Origin of the sequence: Streptomyces sp. CC53 (genome assembly GCF_001865245.1) — a bacterium.
Classification (GTDB): Bacteria; Actinomycetota; Actinomycetes; order Streptomycetales; family Streptomycetaceae; genus Streptomyces.
On record NZ_MKXB01000131.1, the window covers coordinates 1 to 20,355 of the forward strand.

Consider the following 20,355-nt stretch of genomic DNA (forward strand, 5'->3'; position numbering starts at 1 on the left):
GGGTGGCGGCTGGTCCGGTCGGCAGCCGGGGGCGGGGCCGTGTGCCAGCCCGCGGTCGGCCAGCAGCGCGTGGAACCGCGCGGCGACGGCGCGGTGGCCCAGCTCGCCGGGGTGGAGCCGGTCGGCGCTCCACAGGCTCCGGTCCTCGACCCACTCCGCGTCCGCCAGGTGCACGTGAACGGTGTCGTGGCGGGCGGACAGGGCGTGCACGACGGTGTTGACGGCCCGCTGGCGCCGGGCGAGGGGCCGGGCGAGCGGCGCCGGCAGCCGGAGCATGCGTCCCGGATCCGGCAGGCAGGCCGTCAGGAGGACCGTGCCGCCGCGGGCCAGGCGGGTCAGTGTCCGGTCGAGGTCGCCGGCGACCTGGGCGATGTCGAAGGAAGCCCTCAGGGTGTCGTTGAGCCCGACGACCACGGCGGCCAGATCCGGCTGGAGGGCGAGGGCGCGCGGGACCTGCTCCACGGCCACGTCCCGGACGAGGGCGCCACTGACCGCGAGGTTGCGGAACTCCGTGCTGCGCGGTGCGTCCGTCGGCGCCAGGGCCTCGGCGAGGAGCGCCGCCCAGCCGCGCAGGCCGGTTGCGACGGGATCACCGACGCCCTCGGTGAGGGAGTCCCCCAGCGCTGCGAACCGCAAGGGGCGGGCGGGGCCGGCGGAGGCACGGGCGCCCACCGGCGCTTCGGACCCGGCCCGCGCGGACTGCGCGAACTGCGCGGGCGCGGCCTCGGGGAGGGGCACGGCGTCAGGCAGAGCTTCCACCGGCGGAGGGCACGGCCGCGGCCGAGCGACGGGCACGGGCCCCGGCGGGGAGGGCGACGGCCGCCGGAGGACCGGGGCCGGGGGCGCCCCCGCGTCGCGGGCGGTCACCGCGCTTCCCCGGATCTCGGGCTCGCTGCCTGCCCGCCGCCCGCCAGGGCGGGAGGCGGGCCGCCCTGCGTCACGGCGGACGGCGTGGGGGCGTGACACGCATGGCCGTCGGCGGCAATCGGCGGGAAGCCGTCGTGAGGGAGCTCGCACCCGGCGTCGTGGGCGGACCCGTGCGCTGCGCCCTCCACCACGTCGTGGGCGGGCCCGTGCGCTGCGCACCGGGTCGAATCCCGTACGGCGCCGTGAGCGGTGGGCCGCCATTCGGCTTCTGCGGAGCCGGGAGCGACCGCATGCGCCTCCTCACGCCCCGCGCCGTGAGCACCGACACGCCCGACGCCGCTTCCGGAGCCGCAAGCGGCACCCGGCACCCCGCCACCTGCGCCGTCCTGCACGGCGGCACCCGTGCCGTCATGCGCGGCGTCGTGCGCGGTGAGGAAGGCGGCGACCGCGCGGTCCCACGAGAAGAGCTCCGCCCGGGTCCTGGCCGCGGCGCGGCGTACCGGCTCCGGGCGGCTCAGCACGGCCTGGACGGCGGCGGCGAACGCCTCCGGTGTGTCGCGGGCGGCGACACCGGCCGCGCCGACGACCTCCGGCAGCGCGGAGGAGGCGCTGACGACGACCGGCGTGCCGCAGGCCAGGGCCTCCAGAGCGGACAGCCCGAAGGTCTCGGCCGGCCCCGGTGCCAGGCACACGTCCGCCGCGGCCTGGAGCCCGGCGACGGCCTCCCGGTCCCGTAGGTGCCCGACGAAGTCGACGGGCAGCCGCAGCTCGCGGGCTCTGCGCTCCAGCGGGCGGCGGAGCGGGCCGTCGCCGGCGACCACGAGGACCGCGTCCACCTCTCGGCTCCGCAGCACCGCCAGGGCGTCCAACGCCATGCCGGGGCGCTTCTCCACCGACAGCCGGGAGCAGAGCAGCAGGAGCACCTCCGCCCCGCGCGCGTGCTGGGCCCGCAGCACGGCGTCACGCCGGTCGGGTCGGCACCGGCGCAGGTCCACACCGAGCGGTGCCCGTACGACGTTGCGCGCGCCGATCCGCAGGAACTCCTGCTCCGCCCACCGCGTGGTGCAGACGATCCTGCTGTACGCCCAGGCGCTGCGGCGGTTGAGCCGGTCCGCGAGCCCGGCCGCCGCGCCGGGCGGCACCCCCCAGGTGCGCAGCACGCCGTCGGCCGTCTCGTGGGACACCATGACGGCCGGGACCCGGGCGCGGCGGGCCCACTCACCCGTCCAGCGGAGGGTGGTGCGGTCGCAGACCTCCAGGCGGTCGGGGGCCAGCTCCTCAAGCAGTCGGCTGAGGTCCCGTCGCCCGGCGAGGACGCGGTAGCCTCCGGTTCCGGGCAGTTCGGGGCCGGGGAGGGTGATGACCCGGCCCTGCGCGGTGGTCTCGTCCCCGGCCACGGCTCCGGGAACGATCAGGACGGGGTCGTGACCCGCCGCCGCGTAGCCCCGGCCGAGTGCGTCGAGGGCGGTGCGCAGTCCGCCGGACGACGGGGCCACGAAGTTGGCGAGCCGTACGATCCGCAGCCCGCGGGCCCCGCCCGCGGCCGGCGCGCCGCTCCCGCCCCGTGCCGGGGGCGGAACGCCGGGCCCGTGCGTACGGCTCGTGCCGCCCGCCTCGGGCCCGTCGCCGGGGGTCGCCCCACCGGTGGTGTCGTAGGCGCCGCGGGCCCCGCCGGACACCTCACCGCGGTGACCGCGGTGGGGTGTGCCCGCCCCGCGACCGTCGTCCGCACCTCCTGCTCCTGCCGTACCGCCCCCGCCGTACGCACCGCCCCCGCCGTCCGTGCCGTGCGCTCCTGCCGTGCCGCGGCCGCTCCCCATGCCTCCGGGGGCCCTCCTGCCGTACGCGGTGCTCATGCCGCCACCGCCCGCTGCGCCCGGCTGTCCAGCACCTCCGCGTAGTGGTCGAGCAGACGGTCGCCGACCGCCGCCCAGGTGCGCCCTTCCACGGCGGCCCGCCCCGCGGCACCGTAGTCCCTGCGGCGGGCGGGGTCCGCGGCCAGCCCGGCGACGGCCGCGGACAGGGCGTGCGCGTCGTGGGGCGGCACGAGCAGGCCGGTCACGCCGTGCCGGACCAGGTCCAGCGGGCCGCCCGCGGCCGGGGCGACCACGGGGAGCCCGCAGGCCATCGCTTCCTGCACGGTCTGGCAGAAGGTCTCGTACGGCCCGGTGTGGGCGAAGACGTCGAGCGACGCGAAGATCCGGGCCAGTTCGTCCCCCGTGCGCCGGCCCAGGAAGACCGCGCCGGGCAGGGCGGCCCGCAGGCCGGGCTCGCTGGGACCGTCGCCGACGACCACGACCCGTACGCCGGGCAGGCCACTCACCCCGGCCAGCAGATCCACGTGCTTCTCGGGGGCGAGCCGCCCGACGTACCCGACGAGCAGTTCGCCGCCGGGGGCGAGGGAGCGGCGCAGCGGCTCGTCCCTGCGGTCCGGCCGGAAGCGGTCGGTGTCGACCCCGCGCGGCCACAGGTGCACCCGGGGCACGCCGTGGGCGGTGAGGTCGCGGGCGGCCGCGGTGGACGGGGCGAGGGTCCGGTCGGCGGCGGCGTGCACCGCCCGCATGCGCCGCCACGCGGCCGCCTCCCCGGCGCCCAGGTAGGCGCGGGCGTAGCCCCCGAGGTCCGTCTGGTAGACGGCGAGGGCGGGCAGTCCCAGGCGGCCGGCCGCCGCCATGCCGCGCACGCCCAGCACGAACGGGCTGGCGAGGTGGACGAGGTCGGCGCGGTGGGCGGCGATCGCGGCGCCGGCGCGCCTGCTGGGCAGCGCCACGCGGACCTGCGGGTAACCGGGGAGGGGCAGTGCCGGTACGCGGACGACCGGGCAGGGCGCCGGTTCCGTGTCGCCCGTCTGGGGCCCGGCAGGGGCGATCACGAGCGGTTCGTGACCGCGGGCGGCGAGGTGCCGGGCGGTCTGGAGGGCGCAGTGGGCCACGCCGTTGACGTCGGGAGGGAAGGACTCGGTGACGATGACGACACGCATAGGGGTGTTGTCGCCGCGGCGGGCGAGGGGCCGCCGACTTGGATCTGTCGCCGGGGGGAACGCGCCATGAGCGTTTGGGCCCCGCACGACCCGACCCGGATGCCGGGACCTGGCAGCGCCGTCCAGGAGCCTGTGTGCTTGCCTGCCGCTCTTCCCGTGCCGTCGAGAACGGGGCGCACCCGCCCGTGCCCGGTTCGGAGCGGAGAACGAGGACGGCGGGGACGGCAAGGACGGCAAGGACGGCAAGGACGGCAAGGACCAGTCGAAGGGCCCGGAGGACCAGGTACACGGGGAGGATCGGCCGGACCCGGAGGACCAGGCGCACGGGGAGGATCGACCGGACCGGGCGGACCCGCAGGACCGGACGGACCAGGCGGACCGGTAGGGCCGGCCGACCGGGAAGGCCGGGCGGATCGGGCGGATCGGGCGGATCGGGCGGATCGGCCGCCGCGGCTGTCGGCGCCACCGTGACCGCAGCGCGCCCGGCCGGTACCGCTGCGGCGCGGGCGTGCCGCTCGCAGCGGGCCCGGTGGGCTCCCGGCCACGCCGTATCCGCCTCGTGTCGTCCGCGCCCCTTCCCGGCCCCGCCCGCACCACGCCCACCACCCGCACTCGCCCGATCGCGCTGTCGGTCTCGACCGCCCCGACCGAGCGCTCCCCCGCTGGACCGCCGCAGCCGCCCGACCGCCCGTCCGTCCCTCCGGCTCCCGGCGGGCGCACCCCACCGAACGGACCTCCGCACCGACCGCGCCCACCGGAACGGTCCGCGCCCCGCTCAGGCCACCGGCAGGACCCGGGCCGCGGTGGGCCAGGGCGGCGGTGCCGCGGCGGCGCCGCCCCGAACGCGGTGCCGCCGCCGGTCGTCAGCGTGTCTGTGCGTCCGGTCCGATCCTGCTGCGGACCGCGGTCTGCACCTCGTCCTCCTCCGCCGGGTCGGCGGCGAGGCGGCGCAGGCGCTCCGCGACGCGGAGGTCACCGGTCTCCGCGTGGAGGGCGGCGACCTCCCGGGTCGTCTCCTCGCAGTCCCAGAGGCACTCGACGGCGAAGCCCGTCGGGAAGGAGGGGTCCGTCGCGGCGAGCGCGCGGGCGGTGCGGCCGCGCAGCTCCGAGGAGGCCGTCTCGCGGTAGACGTGGCGCAGCACGGGCGCCGCGCAGGCGATGCCGAGGCGCCCGGCCCCGTCCACGAGCGGGAAGAGGGTGGTGGCGTCCGGCCCGTCGGCGCGGACGGCGTGGCGGAGTGCGCCGAGGACGAGGGGGGCGTCCTGTGCGCCGCCGCGTGCGGCGAGGACGGCGCCGGCGGAGCTGCCGAGGGCGTCGGACCGGTGCACCCAACGGCGGGCGCGGTCGACGGCGTCCTCCCCGCACGTCCGCTCGAAGGCGCTGACGGCGGCCTCGGCGACCAGGTGCGAGGGGCTGCTCGCGGCGGCCTCGATCAGGTCGAGCACGGCCGGGTCGCGGGCCTCGGCGAGGTAGTGGAGGGCGGCGCAGCGGGCGCCGTCGGGGCCGCTGCGGGCGGCCTCCAGGATGAGGTGCCGGTCGTCGGGTCCCGCGACCGCGGTGAGGCAGCGGGCGGCGGGCGCGTGCAGCAGCGCACCGCGCTCCTCCAGGCCCTGCTGGGCCCAGTCGAGGACGGCTTGGACGCTCCAGCCGGGGCGCGGGCCGGTGGGCCGCATCTGGCGCTGCCAGCGGTCGAAGGAGCCCTGCTCGCCCGCGGCGCGCACCCGGGGGCCGACGGCTTCGCGCGGGTCGTCGGCCCACAGCCGCCACGGCCTGGGCTCGTAGGCGTCGCGCACGGCGGCGGCCAGCGCGGCGTCGCCCTCGGCGGTGGCGGGGAAGCGCGCCAGGACGGGGTCGGCGAGGCGGCGCAGCGCGGCGTCGTCGTCGCGCAGGGCGAGCTCGTCGAGGGCCCAGGACCAGTTGGCTCCGGTTTCGACGTAGCGGCGCAGCAGGAGGAGCGCGTCGAACCGGCCGTACGAGGCGAGGTGGCCGAGGACGGCGAGGGCGAGCCCGGTGCGCGCCTCCTCGGTGTCGACGTGGTCGTCGGGTCCGAAGAGGTGCTCCTCGACCGCCTCCAGACCGCCGTGCAGGTCGAGGTAGAGGCGGGCGTAGTAGAGGGAGCGGTTCTCGACCTGCCAGTCGCGGCGGGGGTCGTGGAGGACGCAGTGGTCGAGGGCCGCGAGGGCTTCGGCGCGCGGGGCGGCGAGCGCGTGCAGCGTGCCGTCGCCGCGCCCCCTCTGGAGCAGGCCGAGCAAGGTGCCGCTCGGCGCTATGACTGGTTCGAACATGGAAGATGCCTCACATCAAGCTGTCGACGTGGCCGGGCCGCCCGTTCGCGGGGACGTCCGGGGTGGGGTGGCCGGCTAGGCCGCGCAGCAACATGAGGAGCCGCCCGTCGTCTGCCGCTTGGTGTCAGCCATCGTTCCTGCCTCTGCCTTCTTCCTCGTGAGACCCCCGGTGGGCCTCGTCGTCGTCATGATGACCCAGCGGTTTCTCCGCCGCGACCACATTTACGGTGCTGTGTGCACCGGGGGTCCATGCCGGGTTCGCGGCGGGTTCACCGTGCCGCGAACAGCTCCAGGAGGTCTGTCTTCCCAAACATCCGCGCGGTATCCACCGCGGACGGAGTGCCGGCTTCCGGATCGGCGCCGCCTGCGAGGAGGGCGCGGACCACGGCGTCCTCACCCTTGAACACGGCCCCCGCGACGGGGGTCTGGCCGCGGTCATTGGTGCGGTTCGGGTCGGCGCCGCGCGCGAGCAGGGCGGTGACGGCCTCGGCGTGGCCGTGGTAGGCGGCGAGCATGACGAGGGTGTCGCCCCGGTCGTTGGCGAGGTCGGCGGGGGCACCCGCGTCGACGTAGGCGGCGAGCGATGCCGCGTCCCCCGAGCGGGCGAGGTCGAAGATCTTCGAAGCGAGGGCGACGACTTCGGGGTCCGGTGTCTCTTCGCTCATCTGCGGCCACCTTCCTGGTGCGTGTACTGGGTCGCGTACTGGTGTGTGTGGAGCTCGTGCACTGCTTCCGGGTCTCGTTCCGGGTCTCGCGCGGCGGGCCCGGCCCGCGTCGTCAGCCGAGGTCAGCCGTGCGAGTGAACCGACAGGGTACTGCCCGTACCGGAGGCCGAGAGGCAGCCGTTCGCTGTGCGCCAGTCAAGTGAAAACACAGACTTTTCACCCTTTTGCACCTTTTGCGGCATAGATGCTTGCGGTGAGCCTGGAATGACTCATGGTGACTGTCCCTTCAACCAGGAGAACCGCACATGATCCTCTCGATCTCCGGCGTCGTGCTGCTCGCCATCATCGTCTTCCTCTTCTTCAAGAGGGACGGGCTCAAGGCGTCCCACGCCGTCGTCTGCGCCCTCTTCGGCTTCTACCTCGCGGGCACCGCCATCGCCCCGAGCATCACGGCGGGCGGCCAGAGCCTCGCCAGCCTGCTGGGCGGCATCAACTTCTGACGCCGGCCCGGCAGCACCGGTCCTCCCCTCTCTTCCACGCACCCACCAGGACCCCCAGGAGACGACGTGGCCCGGCGACCACTCCCCCGCATCCTGACCAGCGGCAGCGTTCCGATCGCTCGCGGCCGAGAGATCGTGCGCACGGCGGCCGACAACGCCACGGACGTCCTCCATCCGCTGATCACCATCGGCCGGGGGCTGCGGAAGCTCGCGGCGGCCGGGCGCGCCAAATGGGCGGCGACCCCCAAGGAGCGGCGCGGTCCCACGCTGCTCGTGGCCGCCGCGTGCGTCATGGCCGTGGCGCTGATGCCGTACGGGCCGCTGCTGGCCCTCATCGCGGTGATGGCCGCGGCTGCGTGGAAGGGGCGGGAGCGCCCCGTGGTGAAGACGGGTCCGGACGAGGCCGAGACGGAACGGCTGAAGGCGCTGTACGAGGCGCTGGTGCCGTACTTCTCGGTGCCGGAGGACCCGTGTCCGCTGTACGCGCACGGCGGTGCGTGGAACGCGGTGTTCAGTGATTTCGCCTTCGACGACGGTCGGCTCGCGCGGTTGCACATCGCGTACCCGGCGTACTTCCCCGACGGCGACCCCGGTTCCCGGGCCAGGATCGAGCAGCTGCTGCACGCCAAGTCGGGGCGCGGCCGTGAGTACCGCTTCGACTGGGACGAGGAGGGCAACCGCCTGACGGTGCGCGTGCTGCCGGCGCTGCCCGCGTCCATCGTGGCGCAGCGGTTCGTGACGGTGCCCGGGGAGACCGTGCTGGGCTTCACCGACGAGGACGCCGTGCAGCGCACCGTCCCGGTGCGGGACGGCGACGGCTCCCGGGACGCGCCGCCGGTGGTGTGGCGGACCGGGCCGCGCTCGACGGAGCCGCACCTGCTGGCGGTGGGCCAGCCCGGCAGCGGCACCAGCACGCTGCTGCGGTCCGTGGCACTGCAGGCCCTCCAGCACGCGGGGGACGTGCTGGTGGTGGAGGGCTGCGGCACGGGAGAGTACGCGTGCCTCGCCGGGCGCCACGGGGTCGTGGGCGTCGAGTGCGGGCTGCCGGGGGCCCTGGCGGCCCTGGAATGGGCGGCCCACGAGACCGAGCGGCGGCTGACGGTCGCCCACCGGGCCCGGGAGGCGGGTGAGCCGGTGCCGGCGGAGGTCCGGCGGCCGCTGTGGATCCTGCTGGACCGGCCGACGGCGCTCGGCGACCTGGCGGCGTCCGAGGGCCGGCCAGACCCGCAGGAGCTGCTCGCCGTGCCGCTGCGGCACGGTCGGGCCGCGAACGTCACGGTCGTGGTGGCGGAGCAGTTCGACACGGTCGACGCGCTGAGTGACACGGTCCGCTCGCAGACAAGGGCGCGGGTGGCTCTCGGGGACGCCGCTCCCCACCAGTTGGCCGCCGTGCTCGGCGCTCCCGCGCACACCACGCCCCCGCCGCACGTCCCGCCGGGGCGCGGTTACGCCCGGCTCGGCGCGGGCCCGGTCCTGCGGCTCCAGGTGCCGGCCACGCCCGACCCCCACGACGACGCCACGGTGGACTCCCACCGCCGCGCGGTCCTCGACCTGCTCCCGGAACGGCACACCGAGGGGCGGCTGCACGTGGTCCCGCCGTCCCTTCCCCCCGCCGACGAAACGGCATCCGACGCCCCTGCCCCTGCCCCTGCTGCTGAAGGCGCGGCCCCCGGACCGCCCGCCCACGAAGCCCCCACCTCCGGGGTGCCGGTGCGCGGGGAACCCGCGCACGACGGCGGGGAGCGGGGACCCCGGTGCCCGTCGGCCCCGCGGCGGCGGCCGGCGGCGTGAAGACCGCGACGCCCGTCGAAGCCGCGCCGATGCCGGAGCGCCTCCCCGCCCCCTGAGCCCGACGCGCGGCCCCGTTCCCCGTGGACGCCGGCCGGCCGGGGAGCCGCCCAGCCGGGGACAAGCCGCCTGAGGGCCGCCGCCCGGCCACGGACGGCCCGGAGCGGCAGCCGGGCCGCCCCGGCCGGGTGCGGAGCCGCGGCCGGCGACCGTGGCACGCCCGGTCGCCCTCACGTCGGACCGCGACGGGCCGCCGCGCGCGCCGTCACCCCGGCCCGGCCCCTCGTCAGGCCACGAAGGTGCGGGGCTCCTGGGCCACCGGCCCGGCGCCGTTGCCCGCCCTCACCATGTGCGCGGCGGCCGCCAGCCGGGCGGCGGCCTCGTCCGCGACGGGCCCGCTCACCGTGAACGGCAGTCGCACGTACCCTTCGAACGCACCGTCCACGCCGAAGCGCGGACCGGACGGGACCCGCACCCCGGCCCGCTCCCCCGCCTCGGCCAGTCGGGACCCCGAAAGGCCGCCCGTGCGCACCCACAGCGTGAGCCCGCCGCTCGGCACCTCGAACTCCCAGTCGGGCAGCTCCCGCCGGACGGCCGTGACCAGGGCGTCCCGGTTCTCCCGGCCCTGCGCCCTGCGGAAGGCGACCGCCTCTGACCAGCCGCCGGTGCGCATCAGCCGCGCGACGGCCAGCTGCTCCAGCACGGGCGTGCCCAGGTCGGCGTAGGCCCGCGCGGCGACCAGGGACCGGATCACGTCGGGCGCGGCCCGCACCCAGCCGATCCGCATGCCCGCCCAGAACGCCTTGCTGGCGGAGCCCACCGTCAGCACGGTGCTGCCCGCCGGGTCGAAGGAGCACACCGGGCGCGGCATCCTCAGGTCCGCCTCCAGGTACAGCTCCGACATGGTCTCGTCGACCACCAGCACCGTGCCCGCCGAGCGGGCGGCCTCCACGAGGGAGCGCCGCTGGTCGTCGTCGGCCAGCGCGCCGGTCGGGTTGTGGAAGTCGGCGACGACGTACGCGAGCCGGGGCGCCGCGTCCCGCAGCACCTGCCGCCACCGCGGCAGGTCCCATCCGGCGAGGCCCGGTGCCATGGCGACGGGGACGAGCCGTGCGCCCGCCTCCCGCATGAGCTGGAGGATGTTCGCGTACGACGGGGACTCCACGGCGATGCGCTCGCCGCGGCCGGCGAAGAGGTGGCAGATGGCGTCGATGGCGCCCATCGCGCCGGTCGTCACCATGATCTGCTCGGGCATCGTGGGGATGCCGCGCTCGGTGTACCGCTCGGCGATCACCTGCCGCAGCACGGGCAGTCCCGCCGGGTAGTCGCCGTGGGTGTGGGCGTACGGCGCGAGCTCGTCGAGGGCTCCCCGGAAGCCCTGGGTGAGCCACGGCTCGGGCGCGGGCAGGGCCGCGCAACCGAGGTCGATCATGGAGCCGAGGGCCTCGGGGGGCAGCGGTTCCAGGCCGCGGGCGGGCAGCGGGTTGCCCGCGGGCACGCTGGTCCAGCTGCCCGCGCCGCGCCTCGATTCGAGGAAGCCCTCGGCGCGCAGCGCCTCGTAGGCGGCGGCGACCGTGGTCCGGCTGACGGAGAGCGCGAGGGCGAGCTCCCGCTCGGCGGGCAGCCGCGCGGCGACCGGCACCCTGCCCTCCAGCACCAGCAGCCGGATCCCGTCGGCGAGGGCGCGGTAGGCCGGGGGCTTGCGCGTCCCGGGTCCTGCGGGCCGCGGCTGCTGCGCGGTGAGCTGCCGGGCCAGCTGGGCGGCACCCACGGCTGAAGTCCACTGGGCCATGAAATCAGTCCACCTTCCCCGGATTGGCCATATCGGCACCTCGATCCCCCGCCACAGAGTGACACAAGCCAGTCCACCACTGCCATTCAGGGGGGCACCATGTCCGGCACGACCGGCTCCGTCCGCGGCCGCCGTCTCACCCGCCGTCTTCTCCAGCTCTACGGGGGGCTCGTGCTGTACGGGGCGAGTTCGGCGCTCCTCGTCCGCAGCGGCCTCGGCCTGGAGCCGTGGAACGTGCTGCACCAGGGCCTGTCGGAGCAGACGGGCCTGTCCATGGGCCTGGTGCTGACCCTCGTGGGCGCCGGGGTGCTGCTCCTGTGGATCCCGCTGCGCCAGCGCCCGGGGCTCGGCACGGTCTCGAACGTCGTCGTCATCGGCGCGTCCATGGACGCTGCCCTGGCGGTCCTGCCCGACGCCGAGGGCCTGCCGCTGCGGGTCGGCGCCACGGTGGGCGGCATCGTGCTGAACGGCCTCGCCACCGGCCTCTACATCGCGGCGCGGTTCGGTCCGGGACCGCGCGACGGGCTGATGACCGGGCTGCACCGGGTCTCCGGGCTCTCGATCCGGCTCGTGCGGACCTTCCTGGAGGTCGCGGTGGTCGCGACGGGGTTCGTCCTCGGCGGCTCCCTCGGTGTCGGCACCGTGCTGTACGCGCTGGCGATCGGGCCGCTGGCCCAGTTCTTCCTGCGCCGCTTCGCCATCCCGGGTGCCGGCGGCGGCAGCACCGTGGTCGCCTCAGGGCCACCCGGGCAGGCCATACTGCGGCGGTGACCCTGCTACCGCATCCGCGTTCGAAGCCGCATCCGTACCTCGACCACGCCGCGCCGATCCCGTTCGCCCACCGGGGCGGGACGGCCGACGGCCTGGAGAACACCGCGGCCGCCTTCCGCCGGGCGGCCGACGCCGGCTACCGCTACTTCGAGACCGACGTCCACACCACGGCCGACGGCCGGCTGGTGGCCTTCCACGACCCGACGCTGGACCGGGTGACCGACGCCAGGGGCCGGATCGCGCGGCTGCCGTGGAGCGTGGTGCGGCAGGCCCGGGTGGCTGGCCGCGAGCCGCTGCCGCTCTTCGAGGAGCTGCTGGAGGAGTTCCCGCAGGCCCGCTGGAACGTGGACCTGAAGGCGGAGTCGGCCCTGGCCCCGCTGGTGGAGCTGATCCGCAGGGCGAACGCCTGGGACCGGGTCTGCGTGGGCTCCTTCAACGAGGCCCGGGTGGCGCGGGCGCGGCGCCTGGCCGGGGAGCGGCTGGCGACCTCGTTCGGGGTGCGGGGCGTGCTGGCGCTGCGGCTGCGCGCCTACGGGATCCCGGCGGCGCTGCGGGCGGGCGCGGTGGCGGCCCAGGTGCCGGAGGTCCAGAGCGGGATACGGGTGGTCGACCGGCGGTTCGTCCGGGAGGCGCACGCGCGCGGCCTCCAGGTGCACGTGTGGACCGTGAACGATCCCGAGCGCATGACCTCTCTGCTGGACCTGGGGGTCGATGGCATCATGACCGATCATCTGGAGACGCTGCGTACGGTGCTCACCGGCCGGGGAGCGTGGCTCTGACACGAGGGGGGCGCGGGTGACCGCCGAGACCACCGACCGGGAGCCGGGCGCGCCCGGCCCGCCGGCCGAGGACCGCCGGTACGAGCAACGCGGCTGGTACTTCTACGACTTCGCGTGCTCCGTCTACTCCACGAGCGTGCTGACCGTGTTCCTCGGTCCGTACCTCACGTCGGTCGCGAGGGCCGCGGCGGACTCCGACGGCTTCGTGCACCCCTTCGGCATCCCGGTGCGGGCGGGCTCGCTCTTCGCCTACTCCGTGTCCCTGTCGATCGTGCTCGCGGTGCTGGTGATGCCGCTCGTGGGCGCGGCCGCCGACCGGACCGGCCGCAAGAAGCCGCTGCTGGCCGCGGCCGCCTACGTGGGCGCCGCGGCCACGGCGGGGATGTTCTTCCTGGACGGGGACCGCTACCTGCTGGGCGCCTTCCTGCTGATCACGGCGAACGCGTCGCTTGCCGTGTCGATGGTGCTGTACAACGCCTACCTGCCGCAGATCGCGGAGCCGGACGAGCGCGACGCGGTGTCGTCGCGCGGCTGGGCGTTCGGGTACACCTCCGGGGCGTTCGTCCTGGTCCTGAACCTCGTCCTGTACGGCGGGCACGACTCCTTCGGCCTGTCGGAGGGGGACGCGGTGCGGATCTGCCTGGCCTCGGCCGGGCTGTGGTGGGGCGCGTTCACGCTCGTGCCGCTGCGGCGGCTTCGGGACCGCAGGGTGCCGCAGGGCGGCGCGGCGTCGGTCGGGTCCGGCTGGCGGCAGCTGGTGTCGACGCTCAAGGACATGCGGCGCCACCCGCTGACGCTGTCGTTCCTGCTCGCGTACCTCGTCTACAACGACGGCATCCAGACGGTGATCTCCCAGGCGTCGGTCTACGGGTCGGAGGAGCTCGGCCTGGAGCAGACGACGCTGATCGTGGCGGTCCTGCTGGTGCAGGTCCTCGCGGTGGCCGGGGCGCTGACGATGGGGCGGCTCGCGCAGGTGTACGGGGCGAAGCGGACGATCCTCGGCTCGCTGGCGGTGTGGACGCTGATCCTGGTGGCCGGGTACTTCCTGCCCGCCGGGGCGCCGGTGTGGTTCTTCCTGCTGGCGTCCGCGATCGGCCTGGTGCTCGGAGGGAGCCAGGCGCTGTCGCGGTCGCTGTTCTCACACCTGGTGCCGCGCGGCAAGGAGGCGGAGTACTTCTCGGCGTACGAGATGAGCGACCGGGGCCTGAGCTGGCTGGGCCCGCTGGTCTTCGGCCTGGCCTACCAGCTGACCGGGAGCTACCGGGACGCGATCATCTCCCTGGTGGCGTTCTTCGCGCTGGGTTTCGTGCTCCTCGCGCGCGTACCGGTGCGGCGGGCTGTGGCAGCCGCGGGCAATCCCGTACCCTCCCGAATCTGATCAATTCCGGCCGCGGACCCTTCAGAAGCGGGCCTGTTTTAGACGTGGAAGCGAAAGGGCTGTAGTGTACGCGTTTGGCCTGCCAGGAGGACCGTTACTGCGGGGTCGTACGACCGAAACGCTGGGTGACATCTTCTGTCAGATGTGACAAAACGGGCATTGGTGGGTACAAAAGGGGCGGCACGACGGGCGACGCATTACCCACATCGGGAATCTTTACCGCCGACCGGACGTTGACCGGATGACGACGACAGCGACACCTGTCCTGTGGGCGACAAGCCCGGGAGGCACGATTCATGAGTGAGCGAGCTCTTCGCGGCACGCGCCTCGTGGTGACCAGCTACGAGACCGACCGCGGCATCGATCTGGCCCCGCGCCAGGCGGTGGAGTACGCATGCGAGAAGGGGCATCGTTTCGAGATGCCGTTCTCGGTCGAGGCGGAGATCCCGCCGGAGTGGGAGTGCAAGGTCTGCGGAAGCCAGGCACTTCTGGTGGACGGCGACGGCCCCGAGGAGAAGAAGGCGAAGCCCGCGCGAACGCACTGGGACATGCTCATGGAGCGGCGCACGCGCGAGGAGCTGGAGGAGGTGCTGGCCGAACGGCTGGCGGTCCTGCGCTCCGGCGCCATGAACATCGCCGTGCACCCGCGCGACAGCAGGAAGTCCGCGTGACCGGTTAGCAGCGGTCACGCCACGACGCCGCGGGGGCGGTACGCATCACGCGTACCGCCCCCGCGGCGTTCGGCGTACCCCACCGCCCCCCTCCCCCGGCTCCCCGCAGCCACCCGGCCGGGGCGTGCCCGGCTGCCGGTCAGCGGCGGCAGGCAGCGCGGTGCAGCGCCACGGCACGGGGCCGGGCATCCGACCGGTGGGCGCGTCGGCAGGCGACATCGCCGGCGGCCACCCGCGGAACGCGCCCGCCGGGCGATGCGGTCCCCACCCACCAGGTACGGGGCGTCGGACGGTTCCCCCGACGCTCGGTTCACGGCCACCCCGGCGCGCGAGTGCACCGCACCCCGCCCGGCCGCCGGCGGCCCGGGGCACGCCCCGACCGGGGCCGCCGTGCCGAGGTCACGGCGCCGACCAGCGGCGACAGGGACGGCGCGGCACTCCGCGACGTACGGCACCCGGGCGGAAGGCAGCTCCCCGGACCGTTCCGAACCCGCCGGGGTCCGGCTCCACCCGGCGGGCCCGGTCCCCGGGGCCGTGGCCGCACTCGTTCCGGCCGCGCCCCTCGGGCACCCGACCGGCACCGCCCCACAGTGGCGCCCGTCCTCTGGCATCCGCCCGCCACAAGTGCACCCGACGAGAGACCCCGGGCTCCGGCGCACCGCTCCGGCGCGTACGGAGAGCACCGGACCCGAGGTGCGGGCCGGCAGCAGCGCCACACGCCCCGGCGCGCAAGGCCCTCGGTCTGCCTGGGGCGGCGGGCCGCCCCAGGCAGGCGGTCAGGGGTTCAGCGGGGTGCGGGGGGACTGGTCCCCCCGGGGAGGCTCGTCGTCGCGGATGACCTCGCCCTGGACCACCTTGCCGTCGGGGCGGTGGATGCGCGCCTGGCGCAGGGCGTCGCCCACCCTGCGGTCCAGCGCCCGTTCCGCGTACCCGCCGAGCGCCTCGCGCACCGGCGGGACCAGCAGGAGCAGGCCCGCCACGTCCGAGATCAGCCCCGGCAGCATCAGCAGCACGCCGGCCAGCATCAGGAAGCCGTTGCCCCGGGTGCCCCGGTCGACGGACGGCGCCGCACCGTCCGCAGGGCGCTGGAGGGTTTCTGACAGCACGGCGAACGCCCGCCGCCCCGCCCGCTTCACGACGGCGGCGCCGAGCACTGCGGCACCGGCCAGCAGGGCGAGCACGGTGAGGCCGCCGGCCTCGCGCGCCACCAGGATCAGCAGCCAGATCTCCAGGACCAGCCAGGCGGCCACGCCGAGCGGGGCGAACGTGCGCAGACGGGAGCGCTTGCGGGTGGAAGGGGTCGGTGCACCGGTCGTCATGCCCCCAGTGTGCCTGGGGGCGGGGCAAGGCCGCGTAAGGCGGTCAGTGCCGGGGCCTGCGGTGGCCGAGCAGCTGCGCCGCCCGCCCGCCGACGCCCCAGGCGGTGACCCGCCAGAGCGCCTCGACCACGATGTCGCGGCTCATCTTGGAGTCGCCGTGCTCGCGCTCCACGAACGTGATGGGCACCTCGATGACGTGGAAGCCCGCCGCCACGGCCCGCCGTGCCAGGTCCACCTGGAAGCAGTAGCCCTGGGAGGCCACGTCGTCCAGGCCGATGCCCTCCAGGGTCTCCCTGCGGAAGGCGCGGAAGCCGCCGGTGACGTCGCGGATCGGTACGCCGAGCAGCAGCCGCGAGTACGTGCTGCCGCCGCGGGAGAGGAACTCGCGGGACTTCGGCCAGTTCACCACGCGGCCGCCCGGGATCCAGCGGGACCCGAGCACCAGGTCGGCGCTCTTCAGGGCCGTCAGCAGGCGCGGCAGCTCCTCCGGCTGGTGGGAGCCGTCGGCGTCCATCTCGACGAGGACGCCGTAGCCGTGCTCCATGCCCCAGCGGAAGCCTGCGAGGTACGCGGCGCCGAGGCCCTCCTTGCCCTTCCGGTGCAGGACGTGGACCTTGTCGTCCTCGGCGGCGAGCTCGTCGGCGAGCTTGCCCGTGCCGTCCGGGCTGTTGTCGTCGGCGATGAGGATCTCCGCGTCGGGCACGGCGGCCCGCACCCGCGTGACGATCGGCTTGATGTTCTCCGCCTCGTTGTAGGTCGGGATGATCACCAAGGCTGTACCGAGCGGGCCGTACCGCCTCTGGCCACCGTCGTTCACTACTGCCCCTTACGTCCTGTACGCAGGTCCCCACCATAGCGAGCAGGAGCGGCGCGCGATCAGCTGAGGGGCGTTCCGGTCGGGTGGGGGCCGTTCTGGGGCCCGGTGTCCTTCGGGCCGACCTGGGGCCCGCTGGCTGCGGGTCGTCCGAGAGCCGTTGTCTACTGAACCTCCGGGCCCCACCCGGGTCGCACCCACCCCGACCCGAGGGGGCAGGGGGACCTCCTGCCGGGCGGCCCTTCCCCCGCCGCTCGGCGCGGGCGCTGAACCTGGCTCCCAGCGGTGGTGCGCCGGTGCGGCACACCACCCCGCGATCCAGCGGCGCCCGGCGGCTGTGAGCAGGGCCTGCCGGTTCGGAGGTCCGTGGTGGACCCGGCCGAACCTACCGGCCGCCGACCGCTTCCTGTCAACACCCGGGCCACCTGCGGCGATTGGGGGAACACCCAGGTCAACGACGAAGATCCGCAGGTTGGCGGGGACGTGGGCGGCAGCGGCCGGCCCGGCGGCAGCGCCCGCGGAACGGTGAAGTCACTCGTTCGGTCGGACGTACACGGTCCGGCCGCCGACCACGGTGCGCAGGCACACCGGCAGCGGCGCGTCCGGGCCCAGGTCGGGCAGCCCGGGGGTGCCCGAGCGGGGGTCGGTGGACCAGCGCGCCACCCGGTCGTCCGGCGCCTGCACCACCAGGTCGCCGGTGCGCCAGACCGCGAAGTCGGCCGGCGCGCCGGGCACCAGGACTCCGGCGTCGTCGCGGCCGGTGGCGCGCCAGCCGCCCCGGGTGTGGGCGGTGAAGGCGGCCCGGACGGAGACGCGGTGCTCGGGGGTGCGGTGGAACGCGGCGGCCCGGACGGTGCCCCAGGGGTCCAGGGGGGTGACGGGGCTGTCGGAGCCGAAGGCGAGCGGCACGCCGGCCCGCAGCAGGGCCGCGTACGGGTTCAGGGTGCGGGCCCGGTCGGCCCCCAGGCGCCGGGCGTACATGCCGTCGTCGCCGCCCCAGGCCGCGTCGAAGGCGGGCTGCACGGAGGCGGTGAGACCGAGCTCGGCGAAGGCGGCCACGGTCTCGGGGGTGAGCATCTCGGCGTGTTCGACGCGGTGCCGGGCGGCGCGGATCCGGTGCAGGCCGACGGTCTCGGCGGCGGCCCGCACGCCGTCCACCACGGTGCTGACGGCGGCGTCGCCGATGGCGTGGAAGCCGGCCTGGAGCCCGGCCCTGGTGCACGCGGTGACGTGGGCGGCGACGGCGGCGGTGTCGAGGTGCGCGGTCCCGGTGGCGCCGGGGGCGTCGGCGTAGGGCTCGTGGAGGCAGGCCGTGTGGGAGCCGAGGGAGCCGTCGACGAAGAGGTCCCCGGCCGCACCGAGCGCGCCCAGCTCACGGATCCGGCGCGCGTCCTCCTCCCCCGCCACGGGTTCCGCCCAGTAGCCCACCACCCGGGGTCCGGACTCCCCGCCGGCGGCGAGCGCGAGCAGGGCGGTGAAGTCGGCCTCGTCGGAGATGTCGGGTCCGGCGCACTCGTGGACGGTGCCGATGCCGAGGGACGCCGCCCGGCCCAGCGCGGCCCGCTGTGCCTCCGTGCGCTGGGCGGGCGTGATCGAGGCGTGCGCGGCGGCCCGCACCGCGTGGTGGGCGGCACCGGTCAGGGGGCCGTCGGCGCGGTAGCCCGGGAGGTCGGTGACGCCGGGCACATGGTCGAGGAGGGCGCTGGTGGCGACGGCCGAATGGACGTCGACGCGCGGCAGGTACAGGGGGCGCCCACCGGTGGCCTCGTCGAGTTCGGCACGGGTGGGGGGCCGCCCCTCGGGCCAGCGCGCCGCGTCCCAGCCGTGGCCGAGCAGGACCCGGTCGGCGGTCCGGGTGGCCGCGAAGCGCCGCACGAGCGCGAGGGCCTCGCCGAGCGTGGCGGCGCCCGACAGGTCGAGTCCGGTGAGGGCGAGTCCGGTGGCGGTGGTGTGCACGTGGGCGTCCGTGAAGGCGGGGGTCACCAGGGCGCCTTCGAGGTCGATCACCTCGTCCGCGCCGGAGGCGAAGGCGTCGGCGGCGCCTTCCGATCCGACCCAGGCGACATGTCCCCGCTCGACGACCATCGCGGTGGCGAAGGGGTCGGCGGGGCTGTGGACGTCTCCACCGCGCAGCAGCACGGTCCGGTGTTCACGCTCGGTCATGACGCCAGCGTAGACACCGCTGTCGGCCACCGGGACGCCGAGGTCCGCCCAGGGTCAGACGCGGGGCGGCCGGGCCTCGTAGGGGGTGGACAGGACCACCGTCGTCCGGGTCGAGACACCGGACTGCGAACGGATCCGGGTGAGGAGGTGCTCCAGTTCCAGCGGAGTGGCGACCCGGACCTTGAGGATGTAGTTCTCGTCGCCGGCGACGCTGTGGCATGCCTCGATCTCGGGGATGTCGGCGAGCCGTTCGGCGATGTCGTCGGGGGCGCTGGGATCGAAGGGTTTCACCGAGATGAAGGCGGTGAGGGGCAGCCCGACGGCCTCGGGGTCGACGACGGCCGCGTACCCGCGGATGACGCCGCGCTGTTCGAGACGGCGGACGCGCTGATGCACGGCCGAAGTGGACAGGCCGGTGGCCTTGCCCAGGTCGGTGTAGCTCATGCGCCCGTCCTTGACGAGCAACTCGACGATCTGACGATCCAGCTCCTCCATGCGGTCAACCTATTGCCCCGGGCACCCTTCGGGACAGTCGGCGGCACACCGTACCGGCACCTGCGAGCGGCATGTGACGAACACCACACATTCATGGTCATCGAGGATCGAGACCGGATGGTTACCTGCCGAGCCCGCGGGGAATTGCTTGCTGTGGTCGCGACCGCATGCCTGGTCGGCCCACCCGAGGGGGAGATTCTCCATGCAGGAGCCTGTTGATTCGGTCGAGACGGAAGAGCTCGACACCTACGACGCCTTCGACATGTTCCGGGTGGTCTGCCCGGACTGCGCACAGTCGATCGCGCTGCTCGCGGACGAGGACGTCCTCCCCGAGCACGCGCTGTGCCCGACGCCGTGGAACCCGTTCGTCCTGTCGGTCTGCGCCGGTGCCGGCCGGCCGGTCTCCGACGCGTACGCGCCCGACGAGGCGCCGGAGGCCGGAGAGCAGGAGTTCGGAGTCCTGCTGACGCTCCCTCAGGAGCTCGACTGGCGGACGCAGCCGTTCTCCCACGTGGGCGGACCCGGCTCGCGCCCGATCAAGGTGCCGCAGATGCGCCGGGCCCCCGAGCTGCGCCGGGCCGCCTGAGCCGCGCCCACCGCACGTCGCTTCCGCGGGGCCGCCGCGCCCCGCAGGAGCCGCTCCGTCCCGCAGCTCTCGGCTGCGGTCCCCGCCGCCGTCCCGCCGGGCCCCGCACCTCTGTGCGGGGCCACTCCCGCGTCATCGGCGCCGGAGGACTGCCCGTACTTGTCGGAGCCGCCCGGACGCCCGCCCGGCAGCCGCCGGCACCGCCGGGCGCCGCGGCCGGGTCCGGTGCCCCACCCCGCCACCCGGCAGTGCCGCGTCCGGCCCGGCTTCCGCGTCGGGGCGGGCGCAGCAGGGCGTCGGGGGCGAACTGGCGCACTATCGCCATCGGCGGTGACCCCGGGGACACCGCCGGCGTTGCCCGGGTATGAGCTCGCCGTACGCGCCGCACACCGCATGCCAGGCGCCTTCGCCCCGATCGACGAGCGGCCGTCTCCGGGCCCGCCCGGCGGTCGCGGCGCCGTCCGCTGAGGCGGGGCGCGGAGAATCGCTTCCGCGCCACCCC

16 protein-coding genes and 1 pseudogene are annotated in these 20,355 nt (G+C 75.6%); 7 read left to right on the forward strand and 10 right to left on the reverse strand.

Annotated features, from left to right (window positions below):
* From BJP40_RS12205 to BJP40_RS12225, 5 genes and pseudogenes are all read right to left on the reverse strand, one after another.
* A partial coding sequence (locus BJP40_RS12205) for an SGNH/GDSL hydrolase family protein (protein ID WP_256220721.1) occupies positions 1–672 on the reverse strand: 672 nt, incomplete at its 3' end.
* 611 nt (positions 673–1,283) lie between these two features.
* Positions 1,284–2,390 (reverse strand): annotated as a pseudogene (locus BJP40_RS35480) (glycosyltransferase); the annotation flags it as partial.
* Between the two features lie 329 nt (positions 2,391–2,719).
* Positions 2,720–3,847, reverse strand: coding sequence for a glycosyltransferase family 1 protein (locus BJP40_RS12215; protein ID WP_071280392.1), 1,128 nt, complete (start codon positions 3,845–3,847; stop codon positions 2,720–2,722).
* Positions 3,848–4,710: 863 nt separating this feature from the next.
* Positions 4,711–6,132, reverse strand: coding sequence for a hypothetical protein (locus tag BJP40_RS12220; protein ID WP_071280393.1), 1,422 nt, complete (start codon positions 6,130–6,132; stop codon positions 4,711–4,713).
* Between the two features lie 269 nt (positions 6,133–6,401).
* Positions 6,402–6,797, reverse strand: a complete 396-nt coding sequence (locus BJP40_RS12225; protein WP_071280394.1) for an ankyrin repeat domain-containing protein — start codon at positions 6,795–6,797, stop codon at positions 6,402–6,404.
* A gap of 305 nt (positions 6,798–7,102) precedes the next feature.
* Here BJP40_RS12225 and BJP40_RS12230 point away from each other — a divergent pair, with 305 nt between their 5' ends.
* A complete protein-coding gene (locus tag BJP40_RS12230; protein WP_071267310.1) occupies positions 7,103–7,297 on the forward strand; it encodes a hypothetical protein in 195 nt (64 codons plus the stop codon).
* A 66-nt stretch (positions 7,298–7,363) separates the two neighbouring features.
* Complete coding sequence (locus tag BJP40_RS12235) at positions 7,364–9,088, forward strand: hypothetical protein (protein WP_079171113.1); 1,725 nt, start codon at positions 7,364–7,366, stop codon at positions 9,086–9,088.
* Between the two features lie 283 nt (positions 9,089–9,371).
* Here the strand turns inward: BJP40_RS12235 and BJP40_RS12240 are convergent, their stop codons facing one another.
* The gene (locus tag BJP40_RS12240) at positions 9,372–10,877 is read right to left on the reverse strand and encodes a PLP-dependent aminotransferase family protein (RefSeq protein WP_071269378.1); all 1,506 of its coding nucleotides are present in this window, start codon (positions 10,875–10,877) and stop codon (positions 9,372–9,374) included.
* Between the two features lie 99 nt (positions 10,878–10,976).
* On the opposite strand from BJP40_RS12240, the gene BJP40_RS12245 reads away from it, so the two are divergent.
* The 4 genes from BJP40_RS12245 (at position 10,977) to BJP40_RS12260 (ending at position 14,476) form a co-directional block, all read left to right on the forward strand.
* On the forward strand, positions 10,977–11,648 hold the full coding sequence (locus BJP40_RS12245; protein ID WP_071280395.1) for a YitT family protein: 672 nt from the start codon (positions 10,977–10,979) through the stop codon (positions 11,646–11,648).
* The gene (locus tag BJP40_RS12250) at positions 11,645–12,427 is read left to right on the forward strand and encodes a glycerophosphodiester phosphodiesterase family protein (RefSeq protein WP_071269376.1); all 783 of its coding nucleotides are present in this window, start codon (positions 11,645–11,647) and stop codon (positions 12,425–12,427) included. The genes BJP40_RS12245 and BJP40_RS12250 overlap by 4 nt, the downstream gene beginning before the upstream one ends.
* 16 nt (positions 12,428–12,443) lie before the next feature.
* On the forward strand, positions 12,444–13,805 hold the full coding sequence (locus BJP40_RS12255) for an MFS transporter (protein WP_071280396.1): 1,362 nt from the start codon (positions 12,444–12,446) through the stop codon (positions 13,803–13,805).
* 296 nt (positions 13,806–14,101) lie between these two features.
* The gene (locus tag BJP40_RS12260) at positions 14,102–14,476 is read left to right on the forward strand and encodes an RNA polymerase-binding protein RbpA (RefSeq protein ID WP_010468770.1); all 375 of its coding nucleotides are present in this window, start codon (positions 14,102–14,104) and stop codon (positions 14,474–14,476) included.
* 776 nt (positions 14,477–15,252) lie between these two features.
* On the opposite strand, the gene fxsA is transcribed toward BJP40_RS12260, so the two are convergent.
* The 4 genes from fxsA to BJP40_RS12280 form a co-directional block, all read right to left on the reverse strand.
* A complete protein-coding gene (fxsA, locus tag BJP40_RS12265; protein WP_071280397.1) occupies positions 15,253–15,795 on the reverse strand; it encodes an FxsA family membrane protein in 543 nt (180 codons plus the stop codon).
* A gap of 43 nt (positions 15,796–15,838) precedes the next feature.
* Positions 15,839–16,612 carry a polyprenol monophosphomannose synthase gene (locus BJP40_RS12270; protein ID WP_071280398.1) on the reverse strand — a complete coding sequence of 258 codons (774 nt, stop codon included), beginning with the start codon at positions 16,610–16,612 and terminating at the stop codon, positions 15,839–15,841.
* A gap of 528 nt (positions 16,613–17,140) precedes the next feature.
* Entirely contained in the window at positions 17,141–18,772 is a 1,632-nt protein-coding gene (locus BJP40_RS12275) for an amidohydrolase (protein WP_071280402.1), read from the reverse strand.
* Between the two features lie 54 nt (positions 18,773–18,826).
* The gene (locus BJP40_RS12280; RefSeq protein ID WP_071268090.1) at positions 18,827–19,267 is read right to left on the reverse strand and encodes an Lrp/AsnC family transcriptional regulator; all 441 of its coding nucleotides are present in this window, start codon (positions 19,265–19,267) and stop codon (positions 18,827–18,829) included.
* A gap of 202 nt (positions 19,268–19,469) precedes the next feature.
* Between BJP40_RS12280 and BJP40_RS12285 the strand changes: the two genes are divergently transcribed.
* Positions 19,470–19,853, forward strand: coding sequence for a hypothetical protein (locus tag BJP40_RS12285; protein ID WP_071280399.1), 384 nt, complete (start codon positions 19,470–19,472; stop codon positions 19,851–19,853).
* Positions 19,854–20,355: the final 502 nt, after the last annotated feature.